The following is a 22,796-nucleotide window of genomic DNA, read 5'->3' on the forward strand; positions in this document are numbered from 1 at the left end:
TTTGAAAAGATGCTATACTGACATTACAACTTCATACACTTTGACTTTCAGTCAAGGGGGAGTAGCTATAGGGTAACCTATTTCACAGTCGTCAATACATGGTTAGTAGCCATCGGTTGTGATAGCAGATAATTTTGCTTAGCGAGACCTTTGCCTTTATTTAGGCAAGGGTCTTTTTTGTGGGCAAAAATAGGAGGAGAAAGCAGAATGGAAGCAATTTTATTGGAGTATGCCTGGGTCCTATTGGTACTAGTTGGACTTGAAGGGCTACTAGCTGCAGATAATGCAGTGGTAATGGCGGTAATGGTAAAACATTTACCGAAAGCGCAACAGAAAAAAGCGTTATTTTACGGATTGGTAGGAGCTTTTGTTTTCCGTTTTGCAGCGTTGTTCATGATTACGCTATTGGTTAATATCTGGCAGATTCAAGCACTTGGAGCGGCTTATCTATTGTTCATTTCGATTAAGAGCATATACGATCAGCGCAAGGGAGATACAGATGAAATCCTTGAAGGTGTTGATGGAAAACCTGAGAAAAAAGGTTCTGGTTTCTGGATGACGGTATTAAAAGTCGAATTAGCAGATATTGCCTTCGCAATCGATTCGATGTTGGCAGCGGTCGCTTTAGCTGTAACCTTGCCGCATTTGAATGTTTTGGGAATGGATGACATTGGCGGCATCAACTCAGGGCAATTTATGGTCATGCTTGCTGGTGGATTGATCGGCGTTATCATCATGCGATTTGCCGCACATAAATTCGTGCAATTGCTTGAAAAATATCCACAGCTTGAAACAGCCGCATTCGTTATTGTTGGATGGGTTGGAGTAAAGTTACTGGTTATGACACTCGCTCACGAAAATGTCGGTATTCTGCCGCATGATTTCCCGCACTCCACACCTTGGACACTGATCTTCTGGACGGTATTGATTGGTATTGTAGTGGTAGGTGGAATTCTCGGAGTCAGACAAGCTAAAGAACAAGAAGTTAAATAAATTTCAAGTTTATCAGAATAGAATACAAAAAAAAGGTGTATTGAATCCAATTCAATACACCTTTTTCTATGATTTGGAAATCAGTAGACGAAAAAATGATTCACTACCGACAAAAGAAACGATTAAAAAGCGAATAATGGTAGGAACAGAAGAAACTGCCTCTTTCAAATTAGTTCCTTCAAAGCTACAATCGAGTAAGCAGTGACTTTGAAAAGAGGTGAATGAAGTGCTTTTGTCTACATTAAGCGGGATTTTTGGGCGCGACGAAAAAACTAATCTTGAAGCAATGGTGTTTCAAGCGCAGAACGGAAACGAACAGGCATTGCACGATTTACTTTTTTCTTATTCACCTTTTATGAAAAAAACGGCTTCTCAAGTGTGCAAACGGTTCATCGATGATCACGACGATGAGTACAGTGTCGCACTTTCCGCATTTAATGAAGCTGTACAAAAGTTTGATCAAACCAATAACGCTTCATTTCTGACATTCGCCCATATGGTCATCCGCAGGCGCATCATCGATTTTATACGCAAGGAGAGCCGGCGAGACGAATTCAGTCATGACTTCATGCCGGCAGCTGAACCGGAAACGCATAATAAGATAGCCGACCATGCGGCATCTCTTGCCTATGATACCAAACAGGAAAATCAGAAAAGACGTGAGGAAATTGCTTTATATGAAAACATACTCCAGCAATATGGCCTATCTTTCCAAGTTTTGGTGAAAGTGTCGCCATCTCATCAGGATGCACGCCTCACGGCTATCCAAATCGCGCAGTTGGTTGCTGAAACAGATGAATACAAACATTATTTATTGGAAAAGAAAAAATTGCCGATTAAGGAAATTGAAAAACTGGTTAAAGTGTCACGGAAAACGATTGAACGCAATCGGAAATACATAATGGCAATTGCGCTCTTACAGATGAGCGATTTATATTTCTTAAAAGATTATTTGAGGGGAAGGTTAATTTGATGCAGAGACAATCGGGAATATGTATTGAACTGAATCAAGACCGCTCAATTTTTCTGATGAAAGATGGACAGTTTGTAACCGGAACTCCTGTAGGCAAGACTTCTATCGGAGAAGAAGCCAAATTTTATCCTTTTGAAAAAAAATCGCTGATTCGTCGGCAGCCCATTATCGCCCCTGTGGCAGCGGCGATAGCTGCTTTGGCATTGTTTATGTCTGTGCTCGTGTCTCCGGCTGAGGAGGCCTTTGGTTACGTTCAAATACAAATCAATCCAGGCATCGAGCTGGGAGTCAACGAGCAGCATGAAGTCGTATCTATCCGTGAATTGAACAGCGATGGAGAAAAGCTGATTCATCAACTTGGCGACTGGAAAGACAGTTCCCTTCCTGAAATTTTAAACCGAGTGATCGGTTTGGCTGTAACAGAAAAAACCGAAGACATCACTATCACGGCAGTAGAAGAGGAAGGCAAAGAGATTGGGGATTCCATCAAGAAAGTAGCAGCGGAAGTTTCGTCCGGCACAGACAACGAAAATATGGCCATTCATTTGAAGGCAGCCACTAAGAAACAATGGCGGCAGTCGAAAGAAAAGCATGTGCCCGTTGGAAAACTGATAGAAGAGTCGGAAACCCTGAAAAAAGAAAAACAGCCAGACGTCAAAAAGAAGGAACATGAGTCTGACAAGAAACCCATTCATAAAGAGGATACAAACGGCAATAAACAAGGGAAATCGGATCAAAACAAGAAAACCGATAACAGGGAAATAGATGAAAGCAGCACTTCAAAAGATAAGAAACAGCCAAATGCAAAAAAGGCAACTCCCCCTGCAGTAGAGAAGAAAAGAGAAGTAAAGGAACATCAAAAAAATTCGAAGCAAAATAATGAGTCTGAAAAATCTTCCGCTCAACCTAAGAACATTCTTCCCGAAAAGAAACAGGAAAGAGTAAATCCACAGCCTAAAGCTGAGCCAAAACCAGAACCACAACCAGAACCAAAAGTTATGCCGAAAGAAAAACCGGAACCTAAGCCGAAAGAAAAACACGAGCCTAAGCAAAAACCGAAAGAAAAAATTGAAAAACGCGGTCCGGAAAATAAAGGGCAAGGAAATAGCAAAGCTCCAGGCCAACAAAAGAAGAATCATTCTCCTGGCAACAGCGATAAACGACAAAACAATAAAGATACTCATGCTCCGCCTGGACAAAGCGAAAAGAATAATAAGAATCCCGATAAAAAACAAAAAAACACCCATGAGGCAAATGGCAAAGAAAACTCGGCAAAAGGAAAAGGCAAAGAAAATCAAGAAAAAGAGTAGAAGATTGACTTCTGCTCTTTTCATTTTTTCGGAACCCGGAATGCTGACTCGCTAGCTGTGTATTGAGACTAAAAACCTGGACTAAGTGCTTTTTGTCGATACTTTGCCCAATCACCACTTAGTACCTAAAAGCGGGACTTTCAATTCGCAATCATTAGATTTTCGATTTCTCTTTCCTTTTGCCTATTCTTTTCATAGAATGGGGAGAGAGAAAAACGCTGAAGGGAATCAATGTCCTATGAATAAATCATTTCAAAAAGTACGGAATCTTACACCTGCACAGGCGATTGTTTCGTATTACTTTGTGGCAATTGCCATTTCCTTCTTATTATTGAGGTTACCGAATGTCCACAGACCAGGCATGACCATCCCAATGATTGATAGTCTTTTCACGGCAGTAAGTGCGGTGAGCGTAACAGGTTTAACGGCAATCAATGTAGTGGAGACCTATACAGTCTTTGGCATCATCGTATTAATGGTTATTTTGCAGTTAGGCGGTATTGGCATCATGTCCATCGGTACGTTTTTCTGGCTGCTGGTCGGTAAACGAATCGGCTTGCGGGAGCGCCAATTGATCATGGTTGACCATAACCAGTCGAGTATGGCTGGCGTAGTTAAATTGATTCGTGAAATAGTTAAAATCCTCCTTCTGATAGAAGCGGTGGGAGCACTCATTTTGACTATTTATTTTACGCAGTATTTCCCGACGTTCCAGGAAGCTTTGCTTCATGGTGTGTTTGGTGCTGTAACCGCAACGACGAACGGCGGTTTTGATATTACAGGAGAGTCATTGGTCCCTTACTTCAATGATTATTTTGTGCAGATCATCAATATGATCCTGATTATTTTGGGGGCCATCGGTTTTCCTGTACTGATTGAAATAAAAGAATTTTTGTCGAATAAAGAAAAACATTTCCGTTTCTCTCTTTTTACTAAAATTACCACAAGCATTTTTGCGATTTTACTGGCGGTTGGAGCAGCCGGCATCTTACTGCTCGAATCATTCCGGGCATTTAAAGGAATGAGTTGGCATGAAGCGGCATTTGCGGCGATGTTCCATTCGGTCTCCTCACGCTCTGGTGGAATGGTTACCGTCGACATCACCCAATTTAATGAAGCCACAAATGTCTTTATGAGTGCGCTGATGTTCATCGGAGCTTCACCGAGTTCGGCAGGAGGCGGAATACGGACTACCACTTTCGCCATCGCGTTTTTGTTCCTGATCAATTTTGCGAGAGGGAAAAACACCATCCAGATATTCAAGCGTGAAATTGAATTGATTGATGTTTTTCGTTCGTTCGCTGTTATTTTTCTGGCGGTTTTCATGGTGCTTGCTGCAACCATCACATTGCTCATCACGGAACCCCAGGCAACGCTCGTGGAAATCGTCTTTGAGATCACTTCGGCATTTGGAACCTGCGGCATGTCACTTGGCCTAACGGATGACCTGTCGGTGATCGGCAAAATCATCATCATGGCTTTGATGTTTGTGGGACGTGTCGGTTTGATATCCTTCCTCTTCACTATTGGCGGAAAAACCGATCCAACGAAATTTCATTATCCAAAAGAGCGTGTTATCATTGGCTAACTCCCAAAGGTGTTATTTTAGCGGAAAAAGACTATAATTAGTGTAATGCAGCTTAAACAGTAGAAAGAGTGAACCTAATGAATGAAGATATTAAACAATCGTTAAAATTATTTATTGTGCTGTCACGTGCGCACAAAGCCATATCGGAACAAACTAACCAGTTTTTCCAGGCGAGTGGGGTAAACCCGACAGAATTTGCTGTACTTGAACTTTTATACCATAAAGGCAAGCAGCCGCTCCAGAAAATAGGCGGGAAAATTCTATTGGCGAGCGGTTCGATTACATACGTAATCGATAAGCTTGAAAAAAGAGGTTATATTAACCGTGTCAATTGTCCGAGTGACCGGCGCGTGACATATGCGGAGATATCTGAGCAAGGAAAAGAATTTATGGCTCAGGTCTTTCCGGAACACGAAAAGAAATTGCATGAATTGACGAACGTGCTGTCAAACGAAGAAAAAGAACAAGCCATCGAATTGATGAAAAAATTAGGCTTGTCGATCAAAGACCTGTCATATTGAGCACGTTAAAAGGCCATCCGGAATTTTCCGGATGGCCTTTTTGTGGACTTGCAGAACAATGGTTTATTGCGCTTTTGCTTTAATGGTTTTTCCCATAGCGAGAAATTCTTCAGTGGCGTTGACAGTGCTATCGTCAAAAATAGTTAAACGGACCAGCAAATCATCTTTTTCATAGACAAGTCCTGTCACGCTGCCTTCTGAACTTGGAACTTTCCATGCAGTCGACTGAGTATAGCCGGATCCGTCAAAATCCGTAACTTCAACAGCTTCCTCATCTGGGCTTACAGCCTGAAGAGTTTGGATCATGGTTTCTTCTGCAGTAGCGAAATCGGTTTCTTCGGGTGTGAATGTTTCAATTCGCATAAAGACAGCTGGATGATCCTTTACATAAAGAGAATCTTTTTTCGGCTCTTCTGCTGTCAGTTCATACCCTTCAAGGACGTGCATTTCAAAATTCTGTCCGTCACTCTGAGTCAGTGTTCCTTCAGGTTCGGCCGCATCAGTTGCCGGGGTACTGTCGTCCGTTTCTTCCTGAACGACTTCTTCTGCTGCATCCTCCGGTGTCGGTTCCGTTTCTTGATCTGTTGTATTCGTCGATCCACAAGCAGCTAACAATAATCCGGTGGTGAGAATGGATGACAGGATGAATAAATTCTTCTTCATAAAAAAACCTCCCTATCGGTTCGTCTAAGTAGACGTTCGACAAGAAGGAATGTTTCGTTTAAACAGGCAATGGCAACACCAGGAATAATAGGACAATCATGACCAGGTGAGCGATAATGATGACTGGCAGGCTCTTTTTCCATTCATAGAGCAGACCGAGAACCAAGCCGGCAGCAATTCCAGCCCAAACCCCAGGCCAAAAATTACCTAAGGCAAGTGCAGAACCGAACAGAATCGAACTGACGAGAATTGACCAGGAGGTGGAGAGGTATTGTTTCAGCTTTTGCTGAACGAGGCCTCTCCAAAAAATCTCTTCTCCGGGGACGATGATGAACATCAGCAGCAAGTAATGCCAAATTGAGAAGGGGGAGAAGTCGGACAGGAAAGATTTAACTGGTCCCGCAACATCGATGGGTGTCAGGAGAAGCAATTGGAAACCAATAGCAATAAGCCCATACAGAAGTGTCCCGTACCCCAATCCGTAAATTAACGATTTCCACGTAACAAGCTCATCATGGATTTTAACGAATATGATAGCGGCGGACATTAAAGTCAACATCGCAAATGTGTACATATACCAGAAAATAGAAGTGTTTTCGAAAGCTAAGTTGTATAAAAAGAAAGCCAATGGCAGCATGAAAATCAAGGTATGCTGCTTGAAAAAATTAATCATGTAAATCCTCCTAAAAATCAAAGCCATGCTTAATTACACAAATGGTGGAATGGACAAAGATGTCCGGTTTGTATTGTTGCTGTATACTGTTTACTGGAACAGAGTTTTATAATCTGTCTGGAGATAACCCGAAAAATGCCGGATATATACGATTTATATCATCCGTCTAGTATTATAACAGAAGGGGTTACTAAAACTATGGCAAAAGGAGAACAATTCATGACTGACTATAACCAGCTGCTTGAAGACTTGAAGAACGGTGAAATTGAATCGATCACTATTCAAAAGGAAGATTTTCTTGATTTCCGGACTGTGCTGATCGCACGTGAAGATTTTAAGCATTTCAGAGGCACAGCTTACCATCTTGGACTGACTGTCTATACTTATACAGAAGAACCCTCTAAGTGAGTTTTTTCCGCAGCAATCAAGTATTTTAAAGGAACAAAGCAGCCTAGCTATTCTTGAAAGCCATAAGGTTGATTAAATAAAAATAAAAAAAGGTAAATATTTTAAATGAATATGTTTAAAGTGTTTGTGGGAAGGGGATAGTATACTTGAACACAGCAACATTCTCATTTCCCCCTTTTGTGGTCGGTCCGTTATGCGGATCGGCTTCTTTTTTTTTGCAAAAAAACAGCTGTATCCGCTTTTCTATTGTCCAGCTGCAGCGGCCAACTCCTCGGGCTGCAAGCCACTCTGGCAATGCGGCTGAAAAAACGCCGCTTCGCCAGATCGTCTTACCCCTGTCGGAGGTCCACAGGATGTGGATCAGGTAACCGTTGCGACAGGAAGTCGCGTACTTAGGTTTCCTTCCTTAAACGGCCGCTTCCACTTTTCTATTGTCCAGCTACAGCGATCAGCTCCTCGGGGTCATAAGTCCCTCCGGCTATGCGGCTGAAGAGATGCCGCACAGCCGAAGTGCCTTATGCCTGTCGGACCTACCCGATCGCTTCCACTTTTCTTTAGTTTACGGAAGATTTTTGCTAAACTGAGAACATCAACAAAAGGAGGAACTACATATGAAGCTCGGATTTATTGGAACTGGTGTTATGGGCAATAGCCTGGTCAAACATTTATTGGATCACAAACATGAGGTCTCCATTTACACTCGAACAGCTAAAAAAGCCGAGAATCTAGTAGAAGCTGGAGCTGTTTTGCTGGCATCACCGCAGGAAGTAGCTGAAAAAAGCGAAGTTATTTTCACAATGGTCGGCTATCCCTCCGATGTGGAACAAGTTTATTTTGGGGAACAAGGATTGTTGAAAAACGCGAAAGCAGGAACCGTGCTTGTAGATATGACCACTTCCCAGCCTTTGTTGGCACAACGCATTTTCGAAGCCGCTGCTGCGAATGGGCTCCACGCATTGGATGCTCCGGTATCCGGCGGGGATATCGGTGCTAAAAATGGAGTATTGTCCATTATGGTCGGTGGTGAGAAAGAGATTTTCAAACAAATATCCCCGATACTGGATCTATTTGGTGAAAATATCGTCTTCCAAGGACCGGCGGGTTCTGGCCAGCATACCAAAATGTGCAACCAAATTACAATTGCCAGCAACATGATCGGCGTCTGCGAATCGCTTATCTATGCCAAAAAAGCAGGGCTTGATCCAGAACGTGTCTTGAGATCTATTTCTACAGGTGCAGCTGGCTCCTGGTCGTTGGCAAACTTGGCACCGAAAATGATCAATGAAGATTTTCGTCCCGGGTTCTACATCAAGCATTTCATCAAAGACATGAAAATCGCTGCAGAAGAAGCGGAGAATCTGGGATTGCAACTTCCTGGCCTCCGTTTGTCATTGAGTATGTATGAAGAATTGGCGGCTCAGGGCTATCAGGATAAAGGCACCCAAGCACTCATCAAGCATTATGAAGCATAAAAAAGCCGGAAACCTTTGGAGGTTTCCGGCTGATAACCGTCATCAATCAAAATAAGATTTTTTTGGTGAATAAAATCGATCAACTTGCCGAGGCTGATAGGATTTGGTGAAATTGGAAACGGTTGTTTCTTTTTTCTGTGGTTCCAATCCTGTCAAGACGCGCAAGGTTTCCTTCGCCACTTTTAAATTCATCCGGCTTGGAGGATTGCGGTACGTATCGTCTAAATGGCCTAAATGCTCGAGTGAGGCGAAATCTTCCTTTTTCGGGAGCATATGAAAATAATAATTGCCACATTTTACGAGGACTGAAGATTGTTGTTGGCTTTTCTGGGGGTTTTTGCTGAAGTGCAAACCGATTTTTTGTGCGCGCTGCTGTTCAATCATCAAATTTAAAGCTTCTTTTTTCAAGGCATACAAGTATTGATTGTCAGGAGCAGTTTTTGCGTGCCGGTTTACAGTGAAAATGGCTTGTGCGATATCTGAATCTGATTTAGAAGAGGTCATGGACTCATTCCTTTCATCCGAAATTACGTGTGGTTCGACTTTATCATATCAAAATTTCCAAGCACTGTATACCGAAGGGCATGGTCAATAAAAGGGAAAAGCACGTCTTGCATCGAACTCTATTAATCAAGTCGAATTAAATAAATCCCGATTGAGTTTCAAAGGGCTTGTGACTATCATAAGAGGGACTCGTCAATTCGGCATATAAAGCATAATCAAAAGGGGGATGTTTGAATGTTCACGGACAAAACAATGATTGTTACAGGTGGGTCAAGCGGTATGGGATTGCACATGGCAAAAAAGTTCGCTTCGGAAGGGGCCAATGTCGTCATTACTGGACGGGATATGGAAAAACTGAACGAAGCTGTGAAAGCGATTACAGGAGAGCGGGGATCAGTCGAAGTTTTTCAAATGGATGTCCGTGAACCTGAGCACGCCAAAGCAATGGTCAAATTTGCACACGATAAGTTTGGGAGAGTGGATGGACTTGTAAACAATGCCGCCGGCAATTTTATTGTCCACGCAGAAAAGTTGTCGCCTAATGGGTGGAAATCGGTGATCGACATTGTCTTGAACGGAACTTTCTTTTGTTCCCATGCAGTCGGCAATTACTGGATTGAGAACGGCACAAAAGGAAATATCCTGAATATGCTTGCCACCTACGCCTGGAACGCTGGGGCGGGCGTAGCACATTCAGCTGCTGCAAAAGCAGGTGTCATGTCATTGACCCGCACATTGGCTGTAGAATGGGGCACGCAGTTTGGCATACGCGTCAATGGCATTGCGCCTGGACCGATCGAACGCACCGGCGGAGCCGATAAACTTTGGGAATCCGAAAAGGCGGCGAAACGGACAATAGAATCTATTCCTCTTGGCAGGCTCGGAAAACCGGAGGAAGTTGCAGAACTTGCAGCCTTTATCATGTCGGAAAAAGCGTCTTATATGAATGGAGAAATTGTTACTTTGGACGGGGGACAATGGCTGAATAAGTTTCCTTTTTAAGGGATTCTGCGCAGCAATTCAATAGTGTCCATAAACACGATGTGTTATGATAAAACCTGAATGGTCGGTATCCAATACAGGCGCAGCAAAAGGAGTAGAGCACATGATTTCATTACCAAGCAGAGATTTTCTAGATACACCAATCGAAGACTATATCATTTCTTCCGAGAAAGTTGCTCATGTACAGATGGGAAACAGTGCTGAACATGCATTGCTCGTACTCACCAAGACGGGCTATTCCGCAATTCCGGTTTTGGATTCAAAATACCGCTTTCGGGGTTTGATCAATGTACAACGGATTACTGATGCGATTCTTGGATTGGATCATATAGAATACGAACGGCTTCCAGACATCCGTGTGGAAGATATCATGGAAACAGATCTGCCCTTGATCCACGTCAATGAACGTTTTCAAAAAGCGCTTGATATGGTCATCAACCAGAACTTTCTTTGCGTAGTTGATAATGAAGGAATGTTCATGGGGATTTTGACGCGGCGTGTTGTATTGAAACAATTGAAAAAACAAATTTATCAGCTGAAGAATTGAATAAGGCAATAATGGAGAAGGTCTCGTTTTGAGGCCTTTTTTATGCTTAAAAAAGGATGGGATATTTCCCATACGAGAGATATTATGAGCGCAGGCCACCACTCAAACGTGTAGGGAACTGCACTAGATCAACCCCGGTTGGTGCTGCTAATTGGAGATAGTCGAAAAGAGGTCTGTTCAATGGAAAATTCAAAAAGGCCGCTGATTTTGGCTTCTGTCATGCTGGCCATGTTCGTCAGTGCGGTTGAAGCCACAATCGTCTCGACCGCAATGCCCAGCATTGCTTCTGAGCTGGGCGGCTTTTCAAAATACAGTTGGGTGTTCTCAGCTTATTTACTGATGAGTACCGTAACGGTTTTAATCTACGGGAAATTATCCGATATTTTTGGGCGAAAGCGGGTATTCGCTTTTGGCATGCTGCTCTTTTTAGTCGGTTCGCTTTTATGCGGATTAGCCAATTCTATCGAAGAATTGATATTTTATCGCTTTATTCAAGGCATGGGGGCAGGGGCAGTCATGCCGATTGCCACGACTATTGTCGGTGATATTTACTCCAGGGAAGAACGCGCAAAAATACAAGGGTATTTATCGAGTGTCTGGGGAATTTCAGCAGTCACTGGACCGGCAATCGGCGGGATTCTTGTGGCGACCATCGGGTGGGAATATGTCTTCTGGCTGAATCTTCCTCTTGGCATCGTCTCTCTTCTTGGTGTAGTGCTGTTTTTAAAGGAACCCGCAAATACGAAGAAACCGGCAATTGACTATAAAGGGGCATTCTTATTAACGGCCGCTTTATCAAGCTTGCTGTATTTATTGGTTGAAGGCGGCGTATCGTTTGATTGGTTGTCCAGGCAATCGCTCATTTTAGCGGCAGCTAGCTTAGTGCTTATCGCATTGTTTGTCTGGGCAGAACAGAAAGCAGCCGATCCAATGATGCCTTTTGAAATCTGGAAGAATAAGACCATTCTGTATGCCAATCTCGTATCTTTGGCGACCGGTGTCATTTTAATCAGCATATCCAGTTATTTGCCGACCTATGTGACCGGGGTGATGGAACAGCCTGCAGCTATTGCAGGCTTCACTCTGACCGCGATGTCGATTGGCTGGCCACTGGCAGCTTTCTTCTCGGGAAGGTTGCTGCTGAAGATCGGCTATTTCAAAACATCTTTAGCTGGCGGAATATTCCTGGTAGCGGGAACATTGTTGTTTGTCTTGATGCAGCCAGGGTTCGGTCCTTTATGGGCAGCCATGTCGAGTTTTTGCATCGGAATTGGAATGGGGCTGACCAGCACGGCCTTTATTGTTTCGATACAGGCTGCCGTTTCCTACGAACAGCGTGGATCGGCGACGGCCTCGAATATGTTCATGCGAAATTTAGGCAGCACGATAGGCGTGGCATTGCTCGGCAGCATACTTAATAGTTCTCTGCTGCGTTATTTTGCTGACAATGGCGAGAATTATTCGTTAAGCTCAATCAATGATTTATTGAGCGTGGACAGCCGTGCCGGAATTTCAACCCAGACACTGGATTTTCTCCAGCAGGCATTGGCTGGTGCGCTCCAGAATGTGTACGTGGTTACTGCATTTTTTGCGCTGCTCAGTTTCATCCTGATCTTTGGGCTTCGCGGACAGAAAGGAGTGAAGAGCAGTGTCAAATGAAGAATTGATCATTAAAGTGCTTGCGGAAGAAGGGAATATGAGAAAAGCGGCAGAGCGGCTGTTTTTATCCCAGCCGGCTTTATCCCAACGCCTTCAAACAATCGAGAAGGATTGGGGACAGCAATTGTTCATCCGTTCTCAAAAAGGGTTATCTCCTACACCAGCGGGAGAATTGGTGATTCAATACGCCAATGAAACCATCCAGCGCAAAGAAGAAGTTTTCGAAGTGCTGCACACGTTGACATCCAAAGTTCACGGCACTTTGAAAATTGCATGCGCGACAATCATCGGCCAGAACTGGCTGCCCAAAGTGCTGAAGGATTTCGTCACGCTTTACCCGGAAGCCAAAATTCAATTGATTACCGGCTGGAGCTCTGAAATCGTCCGTTCGCTGTACGAAGGAGAAGCACATATCGGAATTGTACGGGGCCATACAGATTGGAAAGGGCCGAAACTCCATTTATTCAAAGATACGTTGTATCTTGTAGATAAGGAAATTCGATCATTGGAAGAGTTGCTTCAGACGGACCGGCCTTTTATTCAGTTTAAAAGCGACTCGACTTATTACGAAGAGATCCAGCAATGGTGGCAAAAGCATTTTGCCTCCAATCCGAAACGGCAGATTACAGTAGACCAGATTGAGACCTGTAAGCAGATGGCCGTCAATGGCATCGGCTATGCCATCCTGCCTTCCATTACATTGACCGGCACTGAAGATGTCCATATGATGCCTTTGACAAACAATAAAGAAGAACTTGAATTGACGCGGGATACATGGCTGATTGGCTATGAATCAGCATTCCAGCTTCGCCAAGTAGAGGCATTTGTCAATATAGTCAAAAAACATGCCGCTTTATTAAGGTGAAGCGGATGAATTATTATGCAATATCAGATATAATAACAGCATCACATAATAGAAAGAGGTTATATTGATGAAACAGATGGATGCAAATGAAATTATCTCGTACATACAGAATGCCAAAAAATCTACACCCGTTAAAGTATACATAAAAGGACAGGGCGTCGCTGATTTGGATTATGGAACAGATTCCAAAGTATTCGGAGAAGGCAGTTCAGTTACTGTATTTGGTGAATGGGCAGATATTCAAAAGGCATTGGAAGCGAATGCTTCTGTCATCGAAGATTCGGTTGTAGAGAACGACCGCAGAAATTCAGCCATTCCATTATTGGATATGAAAAACATCAACAGCCGCATTGAACCGGGTGCGTTTATCCGTGAAAACGTGGAAATCGGCAATAATTGTGTCATCATGATGGGCGCTGTCATCAATATCGGCTCTGTTATCGGAGATGGAACAATGATCGATATGGGCGTTATATTAGGCGGCCGTGCAACTGTCGGCAAAAACTGCCATATCGGAGCCGGCGCTGTACTGGCCGGCGTGATCGAGCCGGCATCAGCTACCCCTGTCATCGTCGAAGATAATGTAATGATCGGAGCCAATGCAGTAGTTCTTGAAGGGGTTCGCATCGGCAAAGGCGCCGTAGTTGCTGCAGGGGCTATCGTGATTGAAGACGTTCCTGAAAACTCGGTAGTAGGTGGAACTCCAGCTCGCGTATTGAAATTGATGGATGAGAAAACACGTTCGAAAACTGAAATCAAACAAGAACTAAGACAGCTGTAATCGGTGAATCCAATGGAATTAGTGAAAATCAGAAGAGATCTGCATCAAATTCCGGAAATTGGTTTTCAGGAAGTTAAAACACAGGCTTATCTATTGGAAGCCATTTCGCGATTGCCTCAAGAGCGGCTGGAAGTGGTGGAATGGCGTACCGGCATCGCGGTTAAAGTGCGGGGCAGCCATCCCAAGAAGCGGATTGGCTGGCGTACGGACATCGATGCTCTGCCGATTACAGAAGAGACCGGATTCGATTTCAAATCGACTCATCCCGGATATATGCATGCCTGTGGACATGATGTCCATATGGCGGTAGCACTCGGGTTGCTTGAAAAGCTGATTGACAAACCCATCAAGGATGATGCCGTGATTTTGTTTCAGCCTGCAGAAGAAGGTCCAGGAGGAGCATTGCCATTTCGTGAATGGCTGAAAAATGACAAACCGGATTTTCTTCCGGACGTGATTTGTGCGCTGCATATTGCGCCTGAGCTGCCGGTCGGTACAGTCGGCACCCGGCCAGGTTTGCTGTTTGCCAATACGTCCGAGCTGTTTATCGACCTCCGGGGCAAAGGCGGCCATGCAGCCTATCCACATTTGACGGAAGATATGGCCGTTGCTGCTGCTTCGTTATTGATTCAGCTGCAGACCATCGTCAGCCGAACTGTTAATCCGATGGACTCTGCCGTTCTGACGGTCGGCAAAATGACTGCCGGAACGGTGCAAAATATTATTGCTGAGCATGCACGTTTGGAAGGGACAATCCGTACGCTGAACAGTGAATCCATGGTTCATATGAAGCGACGGATTGAAGCTATCTGCCGGGCTGTCGAAGAAGCCAATCATTGCAAGGTCACCATCGATTACGGTTCAGGGTATTTGGAAGTCAATAATAACGAGGCACTGGCGGAGAAGTTTCTCCGTTATGCCAGCGAATCTGAAGGCATTCAAGCCATTCGCAGCGAAGCGGCTATGACAGGCGAAGATTTTGGTTACTTTACCGAACAGCTGCCAGGACTGATGTTTTGGGCAGGAGTTTCTTCACCTTATGGATTGCATCACGCGAAACTGGATCCGGATGAAAAAATTCTGGACTTAATGCCAGGGTTTATCCATGGATTCATGTCAGAATTGTAGGGCGGACAGCTTAGGCTGCCGTTCTTTTTTTATGGAGAAAAATAGGAAGGGAGAGAGGATGGACGTTTAACCGCCAGCCCAGGAAAAAAGGCGTTACAACGAGATGCCTGTCTTCCTATTTTACGGGTACTGCAACAAGCACTTCTTCGTTAAAAATAACTGAAAAATTGTTATGAGAAAATGGAACTATTTAACTTAGCCAGCGTACTAATAAAGAGACAAGAAAAAGGGGGATCAACATGCACAAACGCTTGCTGGCATTTTTGGTTTTTGCATTATTTATCAGTTTGTTTATTGTGCCGCAGGTAACATTGGCAGCACCGCAAATCACGGTGGATTCCAGCGCCGGTTTTCAAAATAAGGTCAAGTACGAAAAAGGGCTGCCGCTGCAATTTACAGTGACCAATCAAGGCTCTGCATTTTCCGGAGACCTCGTGCTGAGCTATTCTGAAACCTACAATCTTGGGGCCGGTCTGGCGATGCCGATCGAGCTGGCTGAAGGCGAAAGCAAGACCTTGCAGATTGCCTCATCCGGATTGTCGGATATGTATTACACAGGAGGTCCAGGAGACCAGAACATCTTTGTATTTGAAGGTGGCTGGGAAGACGGAAAATCCATTGCCTTCAAAGGTGCAAAGATGGTCCAGCCTTCCTATTATTCGCCCATGACGTTATTTGTAGCCACCTTGACGGATAATCCGGACCGTCTGTTGCCGTTGAAGCAACTGGCGGTTCCGGCAAGCGAAGGAGTGGAAGTGTTTCATCTGAATCAATTAAAAAACTTCTCATTGCCGACCGAAGCACAGGCTTGGGACATGATCGATTACTTGGTCATTGATGAGTTTGCCTTTAGTGATTTGCCGGATCCGGCACAACAGGCAATTCTGCAATGGATGCAGCAAGGCGGCAACATGATCGTCGGTTCATCCAGCAGCGCAGAAGCTGAACTTGGCAGTTTAAGTGAATACTTGCCATTGGAACTGGGGAATTCGATTGAAGCAGCCGTTCCAGGGTTGGAGAAGCCAGTACCTGCATACGAAGCGGTTGCTAGAGAAGGAGCCGCTGTCAAGCTGCAGAAAGATGGGCAGGTTTTTGCTGCGACCCAGCCAGTGGGTACCGGAAGTTTGACGCAGCTGAGCTTTTCTCTTGGAGATGAAACGGTTTCTGCCCAAAAGGGCTATAGCAAGATGATGTCGAACTTCTTTCCGACGTCGTTGAATGCATACAATTCTATGGGCGGCCAATCGATCCTTGATTACATGAGCTATGAGGTGGGGGATGTCAACGAGCTATTCGACAGCTTTGCTGTGTCACGTCCGTTTATCCTTGCTGTCATTTTGCTTTATATCCTCTTGATTGTGCCTGTTCTTTACATTGTCTTGAAGAAAAAAGACAAACGGGAATATGCCTGGTTCATCATTCCGGGAGTCGCTTTACTGACCTCGATCGGTCTCTTCGCATATGGTGCCAAAGATCGGATCGGCAATCCGCAGATTCAGCAGACCGGTTTTTTTGAAGTGGACGTGGACAGCGGATTGAACGGTTATTATGTCAATTCCTTGTTATCAAACCGTGGCGGGAATTATCAATTCACCGCACCTTCATCGACTACCATGACTTATCGCATGGCCAGTGAATTTTCAGGCACACAGCCTTACCTTTCTGCAATGATGGAGAAAGGGGCTGCCAGCAACCAAATGACTTTGCGTGATATGCGCTATTGGTCTGTAGAGTCCATCATGGGCCAGTCGTATATTGAAAACAGTGGGGATTTCACCATCGACTTGGAAGTGGCTGAAGAAAAAATTTCAGGAACAATCCGTAATAATTTTCCATTCGCTGTCGAAGACGTCTCAATTTGGACAGGGACACGCCTTTTGGATCTGGGCGATTTGAACCCAGAACAGGAACTAGCAGTGGACGAGAAAATCCAGTCGGCTATTTTGTCGCCTGCCGCTGCTATCGGCCAATCCTATGGCTATATGCCGATAGCGGATCTGAAAGAACTGGAAAAAGCCCGACGCCAGACTTTGCTCTCGACGTCCTATGAACAGATGTCACAGAACGGCAAAACGCCTTATGTGATTGCTTATACAAAAGATGCCATCGTTCCAATTACTCTTGAAAACCAGCGTGCTTCAGTGGATTCCATTCATTTGATTGCGCAAAGCTTTAAACCGAAATTGTCCTTAAGTGGAGAAATCACGCTAAATGCTGATGCTTTTGGGATGGGAATCACCGGGACCACTACCAATGCCTATTCTGAAAACGTCTCAACCGACCCCTACCTGTATTATTTGGAAGAAGGCGAGTATGACATGATCTACACGCTGCCTGAGGATATCGAGAAGGACAAATCTGCCTGGGATGAGCTGTCCGTCATTACTTCAGGGCAAAGCTTGAGCGTTTCCATTTTGAATGCCGATACCGGGAATTATGAAGAAATTACGGATTCCAATAAAAAATTCACCGATACGGCTAAAAATTATGTGGGGCCGGAAGGGACGATTAAATTGAAGCTGAAAATGTCCATGAATTCGGGGAATCCTGAAGTAGTCGTACCGAAAGTTAAATTGAAAGGAGTGATTACCCCGTGATTGAAACCATCGGATTAACTAAAAAATATGGTTCTTTTTATGCGCTGCAGGACTTGAATCTGATAGTTGAAGACAGTACCGTATTTGGATTCGTCGGTGCGAACGGCGCTGGGAAATCAACCACCTTTTCGATTTTGGCGACTCTTTTGCAGCCGACATCGGGTGACGCATTCATCAATGGAATAAGCGTCACGAAAAATCCTCAGGAAGTCAGAAAACAGATCGGCTATATGCCGGATTTCTTCGGTGTCTACGATCAGCTGAAAACTGAAGAGTACTTGGATTTTTATGGGGCGAGCTATGGCATCAAGCCGAAAGAAAGGGCTGCATTGATTCCGAAGCTTTTGGAATTGGTAAATTTGGAGCACAAGCGGTATGACTATGTCGATTTGTTGTCGAGAGGAATGAAGCAACGGCTATGTTTGGCCCGTGCCTTGATCCATGATCCAAAAATCCTGATTCTTGATGAACCGGCTTCCGGTCTTGACCCGCGTGCCCGTGTAGAAATGCGGGATATTTTAAGAGAGCTGAAAGCGATGGGCAAAACTATCCTGATTTCTTCCCACATCCTTCCCGAGCTTGCAGAAATGTGCGACAGCATCGGCGTTATCGATAATGGCAGATTGATTGCACAAGGCTCTGTCCATGATATTCAAGCGCAACTGCAAAGCGAAAAAGTGCTGCGCGTTAAAGTAATGGGAGATACACAGCCGGTTGTTCCATTTTTTGAAATGGATCCCTTCGTTTCTCAGATTGAAGAACAGCGTGACAAAAACACGATTCAGTTTTTCTACCGGGGAGCAGAAGAAGACCAAATGCGGATGCTGCAACGGGCAATTGAACAAAAAATTCCGATCCTGTCATTTTCAGAAGAAGAAACCGATCTGGAAGATGTCTTTATGGCGATCACAAAAGGAGTGGAAATTGGATGAAAACTCTTTCTGCCAATCCAGTATTAATTAAGGAACTTAAATTGCGTTTCCGTAATTTGAAAAGTTTTACGGGCATCCTGTTCTATTTGATAGCCATGAGCGTTTTTGTTTTCGGTTTCATCTTTTTGGCCACCTCGCTGACGGGAAGCGGATTCTTCCGTCCTGATGAAAGCTTTATGCTGTTCAGCAGCATGACCTATATCCAGCTAGGGCTGATTTTATTCATCACTCCGGCACTGACGGCAGGAACCATCAGTTCGGAACGTGAAAAACAGACCTTGAATATTCTGCTGACAACATCTCAAACATCTTTCCAAATCATTTTTGGAAAGATGACATCATCCATCGCTTTTCTGCTGCTGATGATTGTATCTGGGCTGCCTATATACAGTCTGGTATTCTTGTACGGAGGGGTTTCTCCCAGCCAATTGCTTTTCATTTTCCTGTTTTATCTGCTGACACTGTTGGCATTAGCCAGCATCGGCGTCATGTTTTCCACATTAATCCGTAAAACGATTGTCGCGATCATTGCGACCTATGGGGCAATGATCTTCTTTGCCGGCGTCACTGCATTTTTCCTGCTGATTTCGGTCCAAGTATCTCAAATGGGCACTGCGGCACCGTCTATGTCGCCGATGGCTCATTTCTGGGCCACCATCAACCCGCCGGCGGTGCTGCTGACTTTGCTGCAGCCGACGATGGAAGGGCAGTTGCAGAGCTTGACGATGATTCCGGTTCCACTATGGATCGGCTATACGATTTTTTATATTCTGCTGACTGTTTTCTGCATTTTCATGGCGGTCAAAAAGCTTCGCGTTAATATGAATAAATACAAATAAGGAGGGATTCCCATGAACAATCGCGACATCCATAAGTATGTCAAAAAGACAGACAAGCTATTGAAAATGCTCCATTTTAGCCGCACTCTGCAGTCCGCTTTAGTTGCAGGCCTTGTTTTGGCAGTGGCTCTGCTGTTGGTGTCGCGCTTGTTTGTGCTTCCTTATTATGAATTTTATGCATATGCTGCGGGATTTTTTGCTGTAGGAAGTTGGCTATTACTGTCGTTCAAAAACTTGCCGAACCTTCAGCAGGCAGTTCAGGAGTTGGACCGGTTCACACCACATAATCAGCTGCTGACGGTGTGGAGGCTGACCGAAAAAAATCCTTTAGCGGAAGAGTTGACTAAAAAGACTGCACAAACCGTTCCTTTCAGCTATCAGTTGTTCCGTAAAGAACGCAAAGCCTGGCTGCGGCCCAAGTGGTTGATTGGGGCTGTCGTCAGTGCGACTTTAATGGTGCTGCTCCTGATCTTTCCGAGCAATTTGCAAAACCAGGCGAATGACGTAGAAAAAGAGCTCGAATTGGTGGAAGACATAAAAAAAGAAGTCGATGAAATGAATAAACAGACAGAAACAGAAATTGTGAAAAAAGAATTGGATACATTAAAAACAACGATTGAAGATGAAAAAGACCCTGAAGCGGTATTGAGAGAAGTGGTGAAAAAGCAAAAAGAACTGGACTTGAAGGAACGGCAACTGGCTGAAAAAAAGGATGCAAGAGCCGAAGCAATATCCAAAGACATTGGGAAAGCTGCTGATCAATTAGCTGGACAAGCCGGAAAAACCCAAACAGCTTTGAGCAATATGGGGAAACCGGTAGCATTTCCTCTGCAGCAGACCATCGCTAACCGTGAACAATCAACACAAGAAAATCCAAGTGAATCTGAAACCGGCAAATCATCTGAGGGAACAGGTGACGCCGGCAGTTCCGATGCAAACGGCCAATCATCCAATAATGAAGAAGGAAAAGAAGGCGAAGGTGAGAGTAAGGGCCAAAGCCAGGCACAAGGCCAAGGCCAAGGGCAAGGTCAGGGTCAAGGACAAGGACAAGGACAAGGTCAAGGACAAGGACAAGGACAAGGACAAGGACAAGGACAAGGACAAGGACAAGGACAAGGACAAGGACAAGGACAAGGACAAGGTCAGGGACAAGGCCAGGGTCAGGGGCAAGGTCAAGGACAAGGCCAGGGGGCCGGGAAGGGCAAAGGCAGTCGGGATTTATTGACCGTCCCATCCAGAATTGGCGGTCAAGGAGAAACGGCAGTGGACAGTGGCGAAATTGGCGAAGGCAAGGCAGCGGGAGAGCAGCAAGGAGCCGTTCCTGCCACCAAAGGCACAATCCAGCCATATGAAGAGGTCGTGGGCGATTATTCGGATGCCTATTTTTCAAGCGCGGACCGTCTACAATTGCCGCCTGATCTGCAGACCATTGTAGAGCAATACTTTACGGATATTGAAACCGACAAATAGAAAAGAGGGTTCTCATGACATACACAACGGATCAATTTACAGAAATGAGCCAATTGCTTCAGGAAGTCAAAGAAGAGATTGGACGCTTTATCGTCGGCCAGGAACGGGCTGTCGAGTTTTCTTTATACGCGATTCTAGCGGATGGCCATGCATTGCTAGAAGGGCTTCCCGGGCTTGGCAAGACGATGCTGATCCGGACCATTTCAGACGTGCTCGATTTGTCGTTTTCAAGAATTCAGTTTACTCCTGATTTGATGCCCTCGGATATTACAGGGACCAGCCTGATCGAGCGGGATGCAGAAGGGCGGCAACAATTTACGTTCCGGGAAGGGCCGATATTTCACCAAATGGTATTGGCTGATGAAATTAACCGGGCTACTCCTAAAACACAAAGTGCATTGCTTGAGGCGATGGGAGAAAAAACAGTGACGATTCTTGGCGATACGAAAAAGATGGCACGCCCATTTTTTGTATTGGCAACACAGAATCCGATTGAAATGGAAGGAACCTATCCGTTGCCGGAAGCACAAATGGACCGCTTCCTATGCAAAATACTGGTTTCTTATCCGACACGCAACGAATTGGCTGAAATCAGCCGCCGAACGACAGGAGCCCAAACGATCAGCCTCAGCAAAAAGATGAATACAGAAGGGTTGGTCGAGGCGCAACAGATGGTAAAAGAAGTGCTGATGGCAGATGATATTTTAATGGTGGCTGTGGATATTATACAAAATACCCATCCTGAGCATTCAGAGCACGAAGCAATCCAGCAATATGTCCAGTATGGAAGTGGACCACGCGGCTTGCAGAGCCTGATTCGATTGGCTAAGGCGCGTGCCTTGATGGAAGGACGCTATCATGTATCGATCGGTGATTTGAAGTATGTGGCCAAACCGGTACTTCGGCATCGCATGCTGTTGAATTACGAAGCTGAAGCGATGGGCAAAGAAGCGGACGAGTTGATTGACTTGGTGCTCAGCAATGCTGGAAAAGGCGTTGTCAAATGATGTTGTTGAATCTGCCTGCCGATTGGGGTTCACGTGTGAGCCGTTATGCCATTGGAACAAAGGCAAAAATCAGGGGCCACCATAAAGGGTCACATCGTTCTATGCGGTTTGGCAGTTCGCTGGATTTCTCCGATTTTCGGGAATACCATCCAGGAGATGATGTCCGCCACATTGACTGGAATGTATACGCACGGACTGAAAAGGTCTATATCAAACGGTTTTTGGATGAACAGGAAATGCGTATCCACATCTTGTTAGACAGCTCCAAGTCAATGGACAGCAAATGGCTGTTTGCCAAACAGCTGGCCTTTTCTTTGGGTCTGATGGCGTTGTCGAACGATGACCGCCTGACGGTTTCGGCTGGACAAAAAGAGACGATTCCTTTTCGGAAAAAAGGGAAGTCGGCCAGAAAGTTATTCGAGCATTTTATGGCTTCTATGCCGGATCCCGAAAATCTGTCATTCGCAAAACAGGCAAGTTTTCATGCAACAAAAGACTCGACGGTATTGTTCATCCTATCGGATGGATTGGAACCGCTGAAAGACTGGCAGGTATTCTTCAAACAGGCTCCTGCTTATGCGCATGATATCCGCTTTATTCATATTACGACGGAAGACGAACGGTCACCTTCGTATAAAGGAGATCTTCGTTTTATCGATGATGAAACTCAGCAGGTATTGAACGTCACGGTTACAGAAGAAGCGCTTCGTGCATACCGGAAGCAAAGTGAGCTTCACACCAAAGGGCTGGAATCGCTTTGCCGAACATATGGAATCGCTTATTTGCCGGTGCAGACAGAAGAAGGAATCGAGCAAGTGCTGTTTCAGCAGATGGTTCGGAAAAATTGGATTAAATGAGGTGAAA

Annotated in this window: 22 protein-coding genes; 19 read left to right on the plus strand and 3 right to left on the minus strand. The window is 44.8% G+C overall.

What is annotated here, in order from left to right:
• Positions 1-207 precede the first annotated feature (207 nt).
• The 5 genes from QMA04_RS05700 (at position 208) to QMA04_RS05720 (ending at position 5,385) form a co-directional block, all read left to right on the plus strand.
• The gene (locus QMA04_RS05700) at positions 208-993 is read left to right on the plus strand and encodes a TerC family protein (RefSeq protein ID WP_191713910.1); all 786 of its coding nucleotides are present in this window, start codon (positions 208-210) and stop codon (positions 991-993) included.
• 226 nt (positions 994-1,219) lie between these two features.
• Positions 1,220-1,966 (plus strand): RNA polymerase sigma-I factor, encoded by a 747-nt coding sequence (gene sigI / locus QMA04_RS05705; RefSeq protein WP_290184478.1) that lies wholly within the window; start codon positions 1,220-1,222, stop codon positions 1,964-1,966.
• A 209-nt stretch (positions 1,967-2,175) separates the two neighbouring features.
• A complete protein-coding gene (locus QMA04_RS05710; RefSeq protein WP_483313712.1) occupies positions 2,176-3,276 on the plus strand; it encodes an anti-sigma-I factor RsgI family protein in 1,101 nt (366 codons plus the stop codon).
• Between the two features lie 238 nt (positions 3,277-3,514).
• Positions 3,515-4,864, plus strand: coding sequence for a TrkH family potassium uptake protein (locus tag QMA04_RS05715; RefSeq protein ID WP_290184482.1), 1,350 nt, complete (start codon positions 3,515-3,517; stop codon positions 4,862-4,864).
• A 77-nt stretch (positions 4,865-4,941) separates the two neighbouring features.
• On the plus strand, positions 4,942-5,385 hold the full coding sequence (locus QMA04_RS05720; RefSeq protein WP_191713914.1) for a MarR family winged helix-turn-helix transcriptional regulator: 444 nt from the start codon (positions 4,942-4,944) through the stop codon (positions 5,383-5,385).
• A gap of 63 nt (positions 5,386-5,448) precedes the next feature.
• On the opposite strand, the gene QMA04_RS05725 is transcribed toward QMA04_RS05720, so the two are convergent.
• Together QMA04_RS05725 and QMA04_RS05730 are read right to left on the minus strand one after the other, a co-directional pair.
• A complete protein-coding gene (locus QMA04_RS05725; RefSeq protein WP_191713915.1) occupies positions 5,449-6,048 on the minus strand; it encodes a hypothetical protein in 600 nt (199 codons plus the stop codon).
• 58 nt (positions 6,049-6,106) lie between these two features.
• Complete coding sequence (locus QMA04_RS05730) at positions 6,107-6,721, minus strand: CPBP family intramembrane glutamic endopeptidase (protein WP_290184485.1); 615 nt, start codon at positions 6,719-6,721, stop codon at positions 6,107-6,109.
• Positions 6,722-6,940: 219 nt separating this feature from the next.
• Here QMA04_RS05730 and QMA04_RS05735 point away from each other — a divergent pair, with 219 nt between their 5' ends.
• Together QMA04_RS05735 and QMA04_RS05740 are read left to right on the plus strand one after the other, a co-directional pair.
• Positions 6,941-7,129 carry a hypothetical protein gene (locus QMA04_RS05735; protein WP_191714488.1) on the plus strand — a complete coding sequence of 63 codons (189 nt, stop codon included), beginning with the start codon at positions 6,941-6,943 and terminating at the stop codon, positions 7,127-7,129.
• A gap of 611 nt (positions 7,130-7,740) precedes the next feature.
• Positions 7,741-8,601 carry an NAD(P)-dependent oxidoreductase gene (locus QMA04_RS05740; RefSeq protein ID WP_191713917.1) on the plus strand — a complete coding sequence of 287 codons (861 nt, stop codon included), beginning with the start codon at positions 7,741-7,743 and terminating at the stop codon, positions 8,599-8,601.
• 42 nt (positions 8,602-8,643) lie between these two features.
• On the opposite strand, the gene QMA04_RS05745 is transcribed toward QMA04_RS05740, so the two are convergent.
• Positions 8,644-9,105, minus strand: a complete 462-nt coding sequence (locus QMA04_RS05745; protein ID WP_191713918.1) for a YkyB family protein — start codon at positions 9,103-9,105, stop codon at positions 8,644-8,646.
• Between the two features lie 234 nt (positions 9,106-9,339).
• On the opposite strand from QMA04_RS05745, the gene fadH reads away from it, so the two are divergent.
• From fadH to QMA04_RS05805, 12 genes are all read left to right on the plus strand, one after another.
• The gene (gene fadH / locus QMA04_RS05750) at positions 9,340-10,107 is read left to right on the plus strand and encodes a 2,4-dienoyl-CoA reductase (RefSeq protein WP_191713919.1); all 768 of its coding nucleotides are present in this window, start codon (positions 9,340-9,342) and stop codon (positions 10,105-10,107) included.
• A 103-nt stretch (positions 10,108-10,210) separates the two neighbouring features.
• Entirely contained in the window at positions 10,211-10,654 is a 444-nt protein-coding gene (gene cbpB / locus QMA04_RS05755; protein WP_290184489.1) for a cyclic-di-AMP-binding protein CbpB, read from the plus strand.
• Between the two features lie 180 nt (positions 10,655-10,834).
• Entirely contained in the window at positions 10,835-12,313 is a 1,479-nt protein-coding gene (locus QMA04_RS05760) for an MDR family MFS transporter (protein WP_191713921.1), read from the plus strand.
• Positions 12,303-13,178, plus strand: coding sequence for a transcriptional regulator CcpC (locus QMA04_RS05765; protein ID WP_191713922.1), 876 nt, complete (start codon positions 12,303-12,305; stop codon positions 13,176-13,178). The genes QMA04_RS05760 and QMA04_RS05765 overlap by 11 nt, the downstream gene beginning before the upstream one ends.
• A 67-nt stretch (positions 13,179-13,245) precedes the next feature.
• Complete coding sequence (gene dapD, locus QMA04_RS05770; RefSeq protein WP_191713923.1) at positions 13,246-13,959, plus strand: 2,3,4,5-tetrahydropyridine-2,6-dicarboxylate N-acetyltransferase; 714 nt, start codon at positions 13,246-13,248, stop codon at positions 13,957-13,959.
• Between the two features lie 12 nt (positions 13,960-13,971).
• Complete coding sequence (locus QMA04_RS05775; protein ID WP_290184494.1) at positions 13,972-15,087, plus strand: N-acetyldiaminopimelate deacetylase; 1,116 nt, start codon at positions 13,972-13,974, stop codon at positions 15,085-15,087.
• A gap of 239 nt (positions 15,088-15,326) precedes the next feature.
• The gene (locus tag QMA04_RS05780; RefSeq protein WP_290184496.1) at positions 15,327-17,684 is read left to right on the plus strand and encodes a hypothetical protein; all 2,358 of its coding nucleotides are present in this window, start codon (positions 15,327-15,329) and stop codon (positions 17,682-17,684) included.
• Positions 17,681-18,616: an ABC transporter ATP-binding protein gene (locus QMA04_RS05785; protein ID WP_290184498.1), complete on the plus strand. Its 936-nt coding sequence runs from the start codon at positions 17,681-17,683 to the stop codon at positions 18,614-18,616. Before QMA04_RS05780 ends, QMA04_RS05785 begins: the two co-directional genes overlap by 4 nt.
• Positions 18,613-19,455: an ABC transporter permease gene (locus tag QMA04_RS05790; protein WP_191713927.1), complete on the plus strand. Its 843-nt coding sequence runs from the start codon at positions 18,613-18,615 to the stop codon at positions 19,453-19,455. Before QMA04_RS05785 ends, QMA04_RS05790 begins: the two co-directional genes overlap by 4 nt.
• A gap of 12 nt (positions 19,456-19,467) precedes the next feature.
• Positions 19,468-20,925, plus strand: a complete 1,458-nt coding sequence (locus QMA04_RS05795; RefSeq protein WP_290184500.1) for a hypothetical protein — start codon at positions 19,468-19,470, stop codon at positions 20,923-20,925.
• Positions 20,926-20,939: 14 nt separating this feature from the next.
• Positions 20,940-21,932, plus strand: coding sequence for an AAA family ATPase (locus QMA04_RS05800; RefSeq protein WP_191713929.1), 993 nt, complete (start codon positions 20,940-20,942; stop codon positions 21,930-21,932).
• Complete coding sequence (locus QMA04_RS05805; protein WP_290184503.1) at positions 21,929-22,789, plus strand: DUF58 domain-containing protein; 861 nt, start codon at positions 21,929-21,931, stop codon at positions 22,787-22,789. Before QMA04_RS05800 ends, QMA04_RS05805 begins: the two co-directional genes overlap by 4 nt.
• Positions 22,790-22,796: the final 7 nt, after the last annotated feature.

The sequence above is a fragment of the Planococcus sp. APC 3900 genome (assembly GCF_030407735.1).
GTDB lineage: Bacteria > Bacillota > Bacilli > Bacillales_A > Planococcaceae > Planococcus > Planococcus notacanthi.

Coding starts and splice junctions, on each gene's coding strand:
- QMA04_RS05700 (WP_191713910.1), top strand. CDS start 208: ATGGAAGCAATTTTATTGGAGTATGCCTGGGTCCTATTGGTACTAGTT.
- QMA04_RS05710 (WP_483313712.1), top strand. CDS start 2,176: ATGTCTGTGCTCGTGTCTCCGGCTGAGGAGGCCTTTGGTTACGTTCAA.
- QMA04_RS05715 (WP_290184482.1), top strand. CDS start 3,515: ATGAATAAATCATTTCAAAAAGTACGGAATCTTACACCTGCACAGGCG.
- QMA04_RS05720 (WP_191713914.1), top strand. CDS start 4,942: ATGAATGAAGATATTAAACAATCGTTAAAATTATTTATTGTGCTGTCA.
- QMA04_RS05725 (WP_191713915.1), bottom strand. CDS start 6,048: ATGAAGAAGAATTTATTCATCCTGTCATCCATTCTCACCACCGGATTA.
- QMA04_RS05730 (WP_290184485.1), bottom strand. CDS start 6,721: ATGATTAATTTTTTCAAGCAGCATACCTTGATTTTCATGCTGCCATTG.
- QMA04_RS05735 (WP_191714488.1), top strand. CDS start 6,941: ATGACTGACTATAACCAGCTGCTTGAAGACTTGAAGAACGGTGAAATT.
- QMA04_RS05740 (WP_191713917.1), top strand. CDS start 7,741: ATGAAGCTCGGATTTATTGGAACTGGTGTTATGGGCAATAGCCTGGTC.
- QMA04_RS05745 (WP_191713918.1), bottom strand. CDS start 9,105: ATGACCTCTTCTAAATCAGATTCAGATATCGCACAAGCCATTTTCACT.
- fadH (WP_191713919.1), top strand. CDS start 9,340: ATGTTCACGGACAAAACAATGATTGTTACAGGTGGGTCAAGCGGTATG.
- cbpB (WP_290184489.1), top strand. CDS start 10,211: ATGATTTCATTACCAAGCAGAGATTTTCTAGATACACCAATCGAAGAC.
- QMA04_RS05760 (WP_191713921.1), top strand. CDS start 10,835: ATGGAAAATTCAAAAAGGCCGCTGATTTTGGCTTCTGTCATGCTGGCC.
- dapD (WP_191713923.1), top strand. CDS start 13,246: ATGAAACAGATGGATGCAAATGAAATTATCTCGTACATACAGAATGCC.
- QMA04_RS05775 (WP_290184494.1), top strand. CDS start 13,972: ATGGAATTAGTGAAAATCAGAAGAGATCTGCATCAAATTCCGGAAATT.
- QMA04_RS05780 (WP_290184496.1), top strand. CDS start 15,327: ATGCACAAACGCTTGCTGGCATTTTTGGTTTTTGCATTATTTATCAGT.
- QMA04_RS05790 (WP_191713927.1), top strand. CDS start 18,613: ATGAAAACTCTTTCTGCCAATCCAGTATTAATTAAGGAACTTAAATTG.
- QMA04_RS05795 (WP_290184500.1), top strand. CDS start 19,468: ATGAACAATCGCGACATCCATAAGTATGTCAAAAAGACAGACAAGCTA.
- QMA04_RS05800 (WP_191713929.1), top strand. CDS start 20,940: ATGACATACACAACGGATCAATTTACAGAAATGAGCCAATTGCTTCAG.
- QMA04_RS05805 (WP_290184503.1), top strand. CDS start 21,929: ATGATGTTGTTGAATCTGCCTGCCGATTGGGGTTCACGTGTGAGCCGT.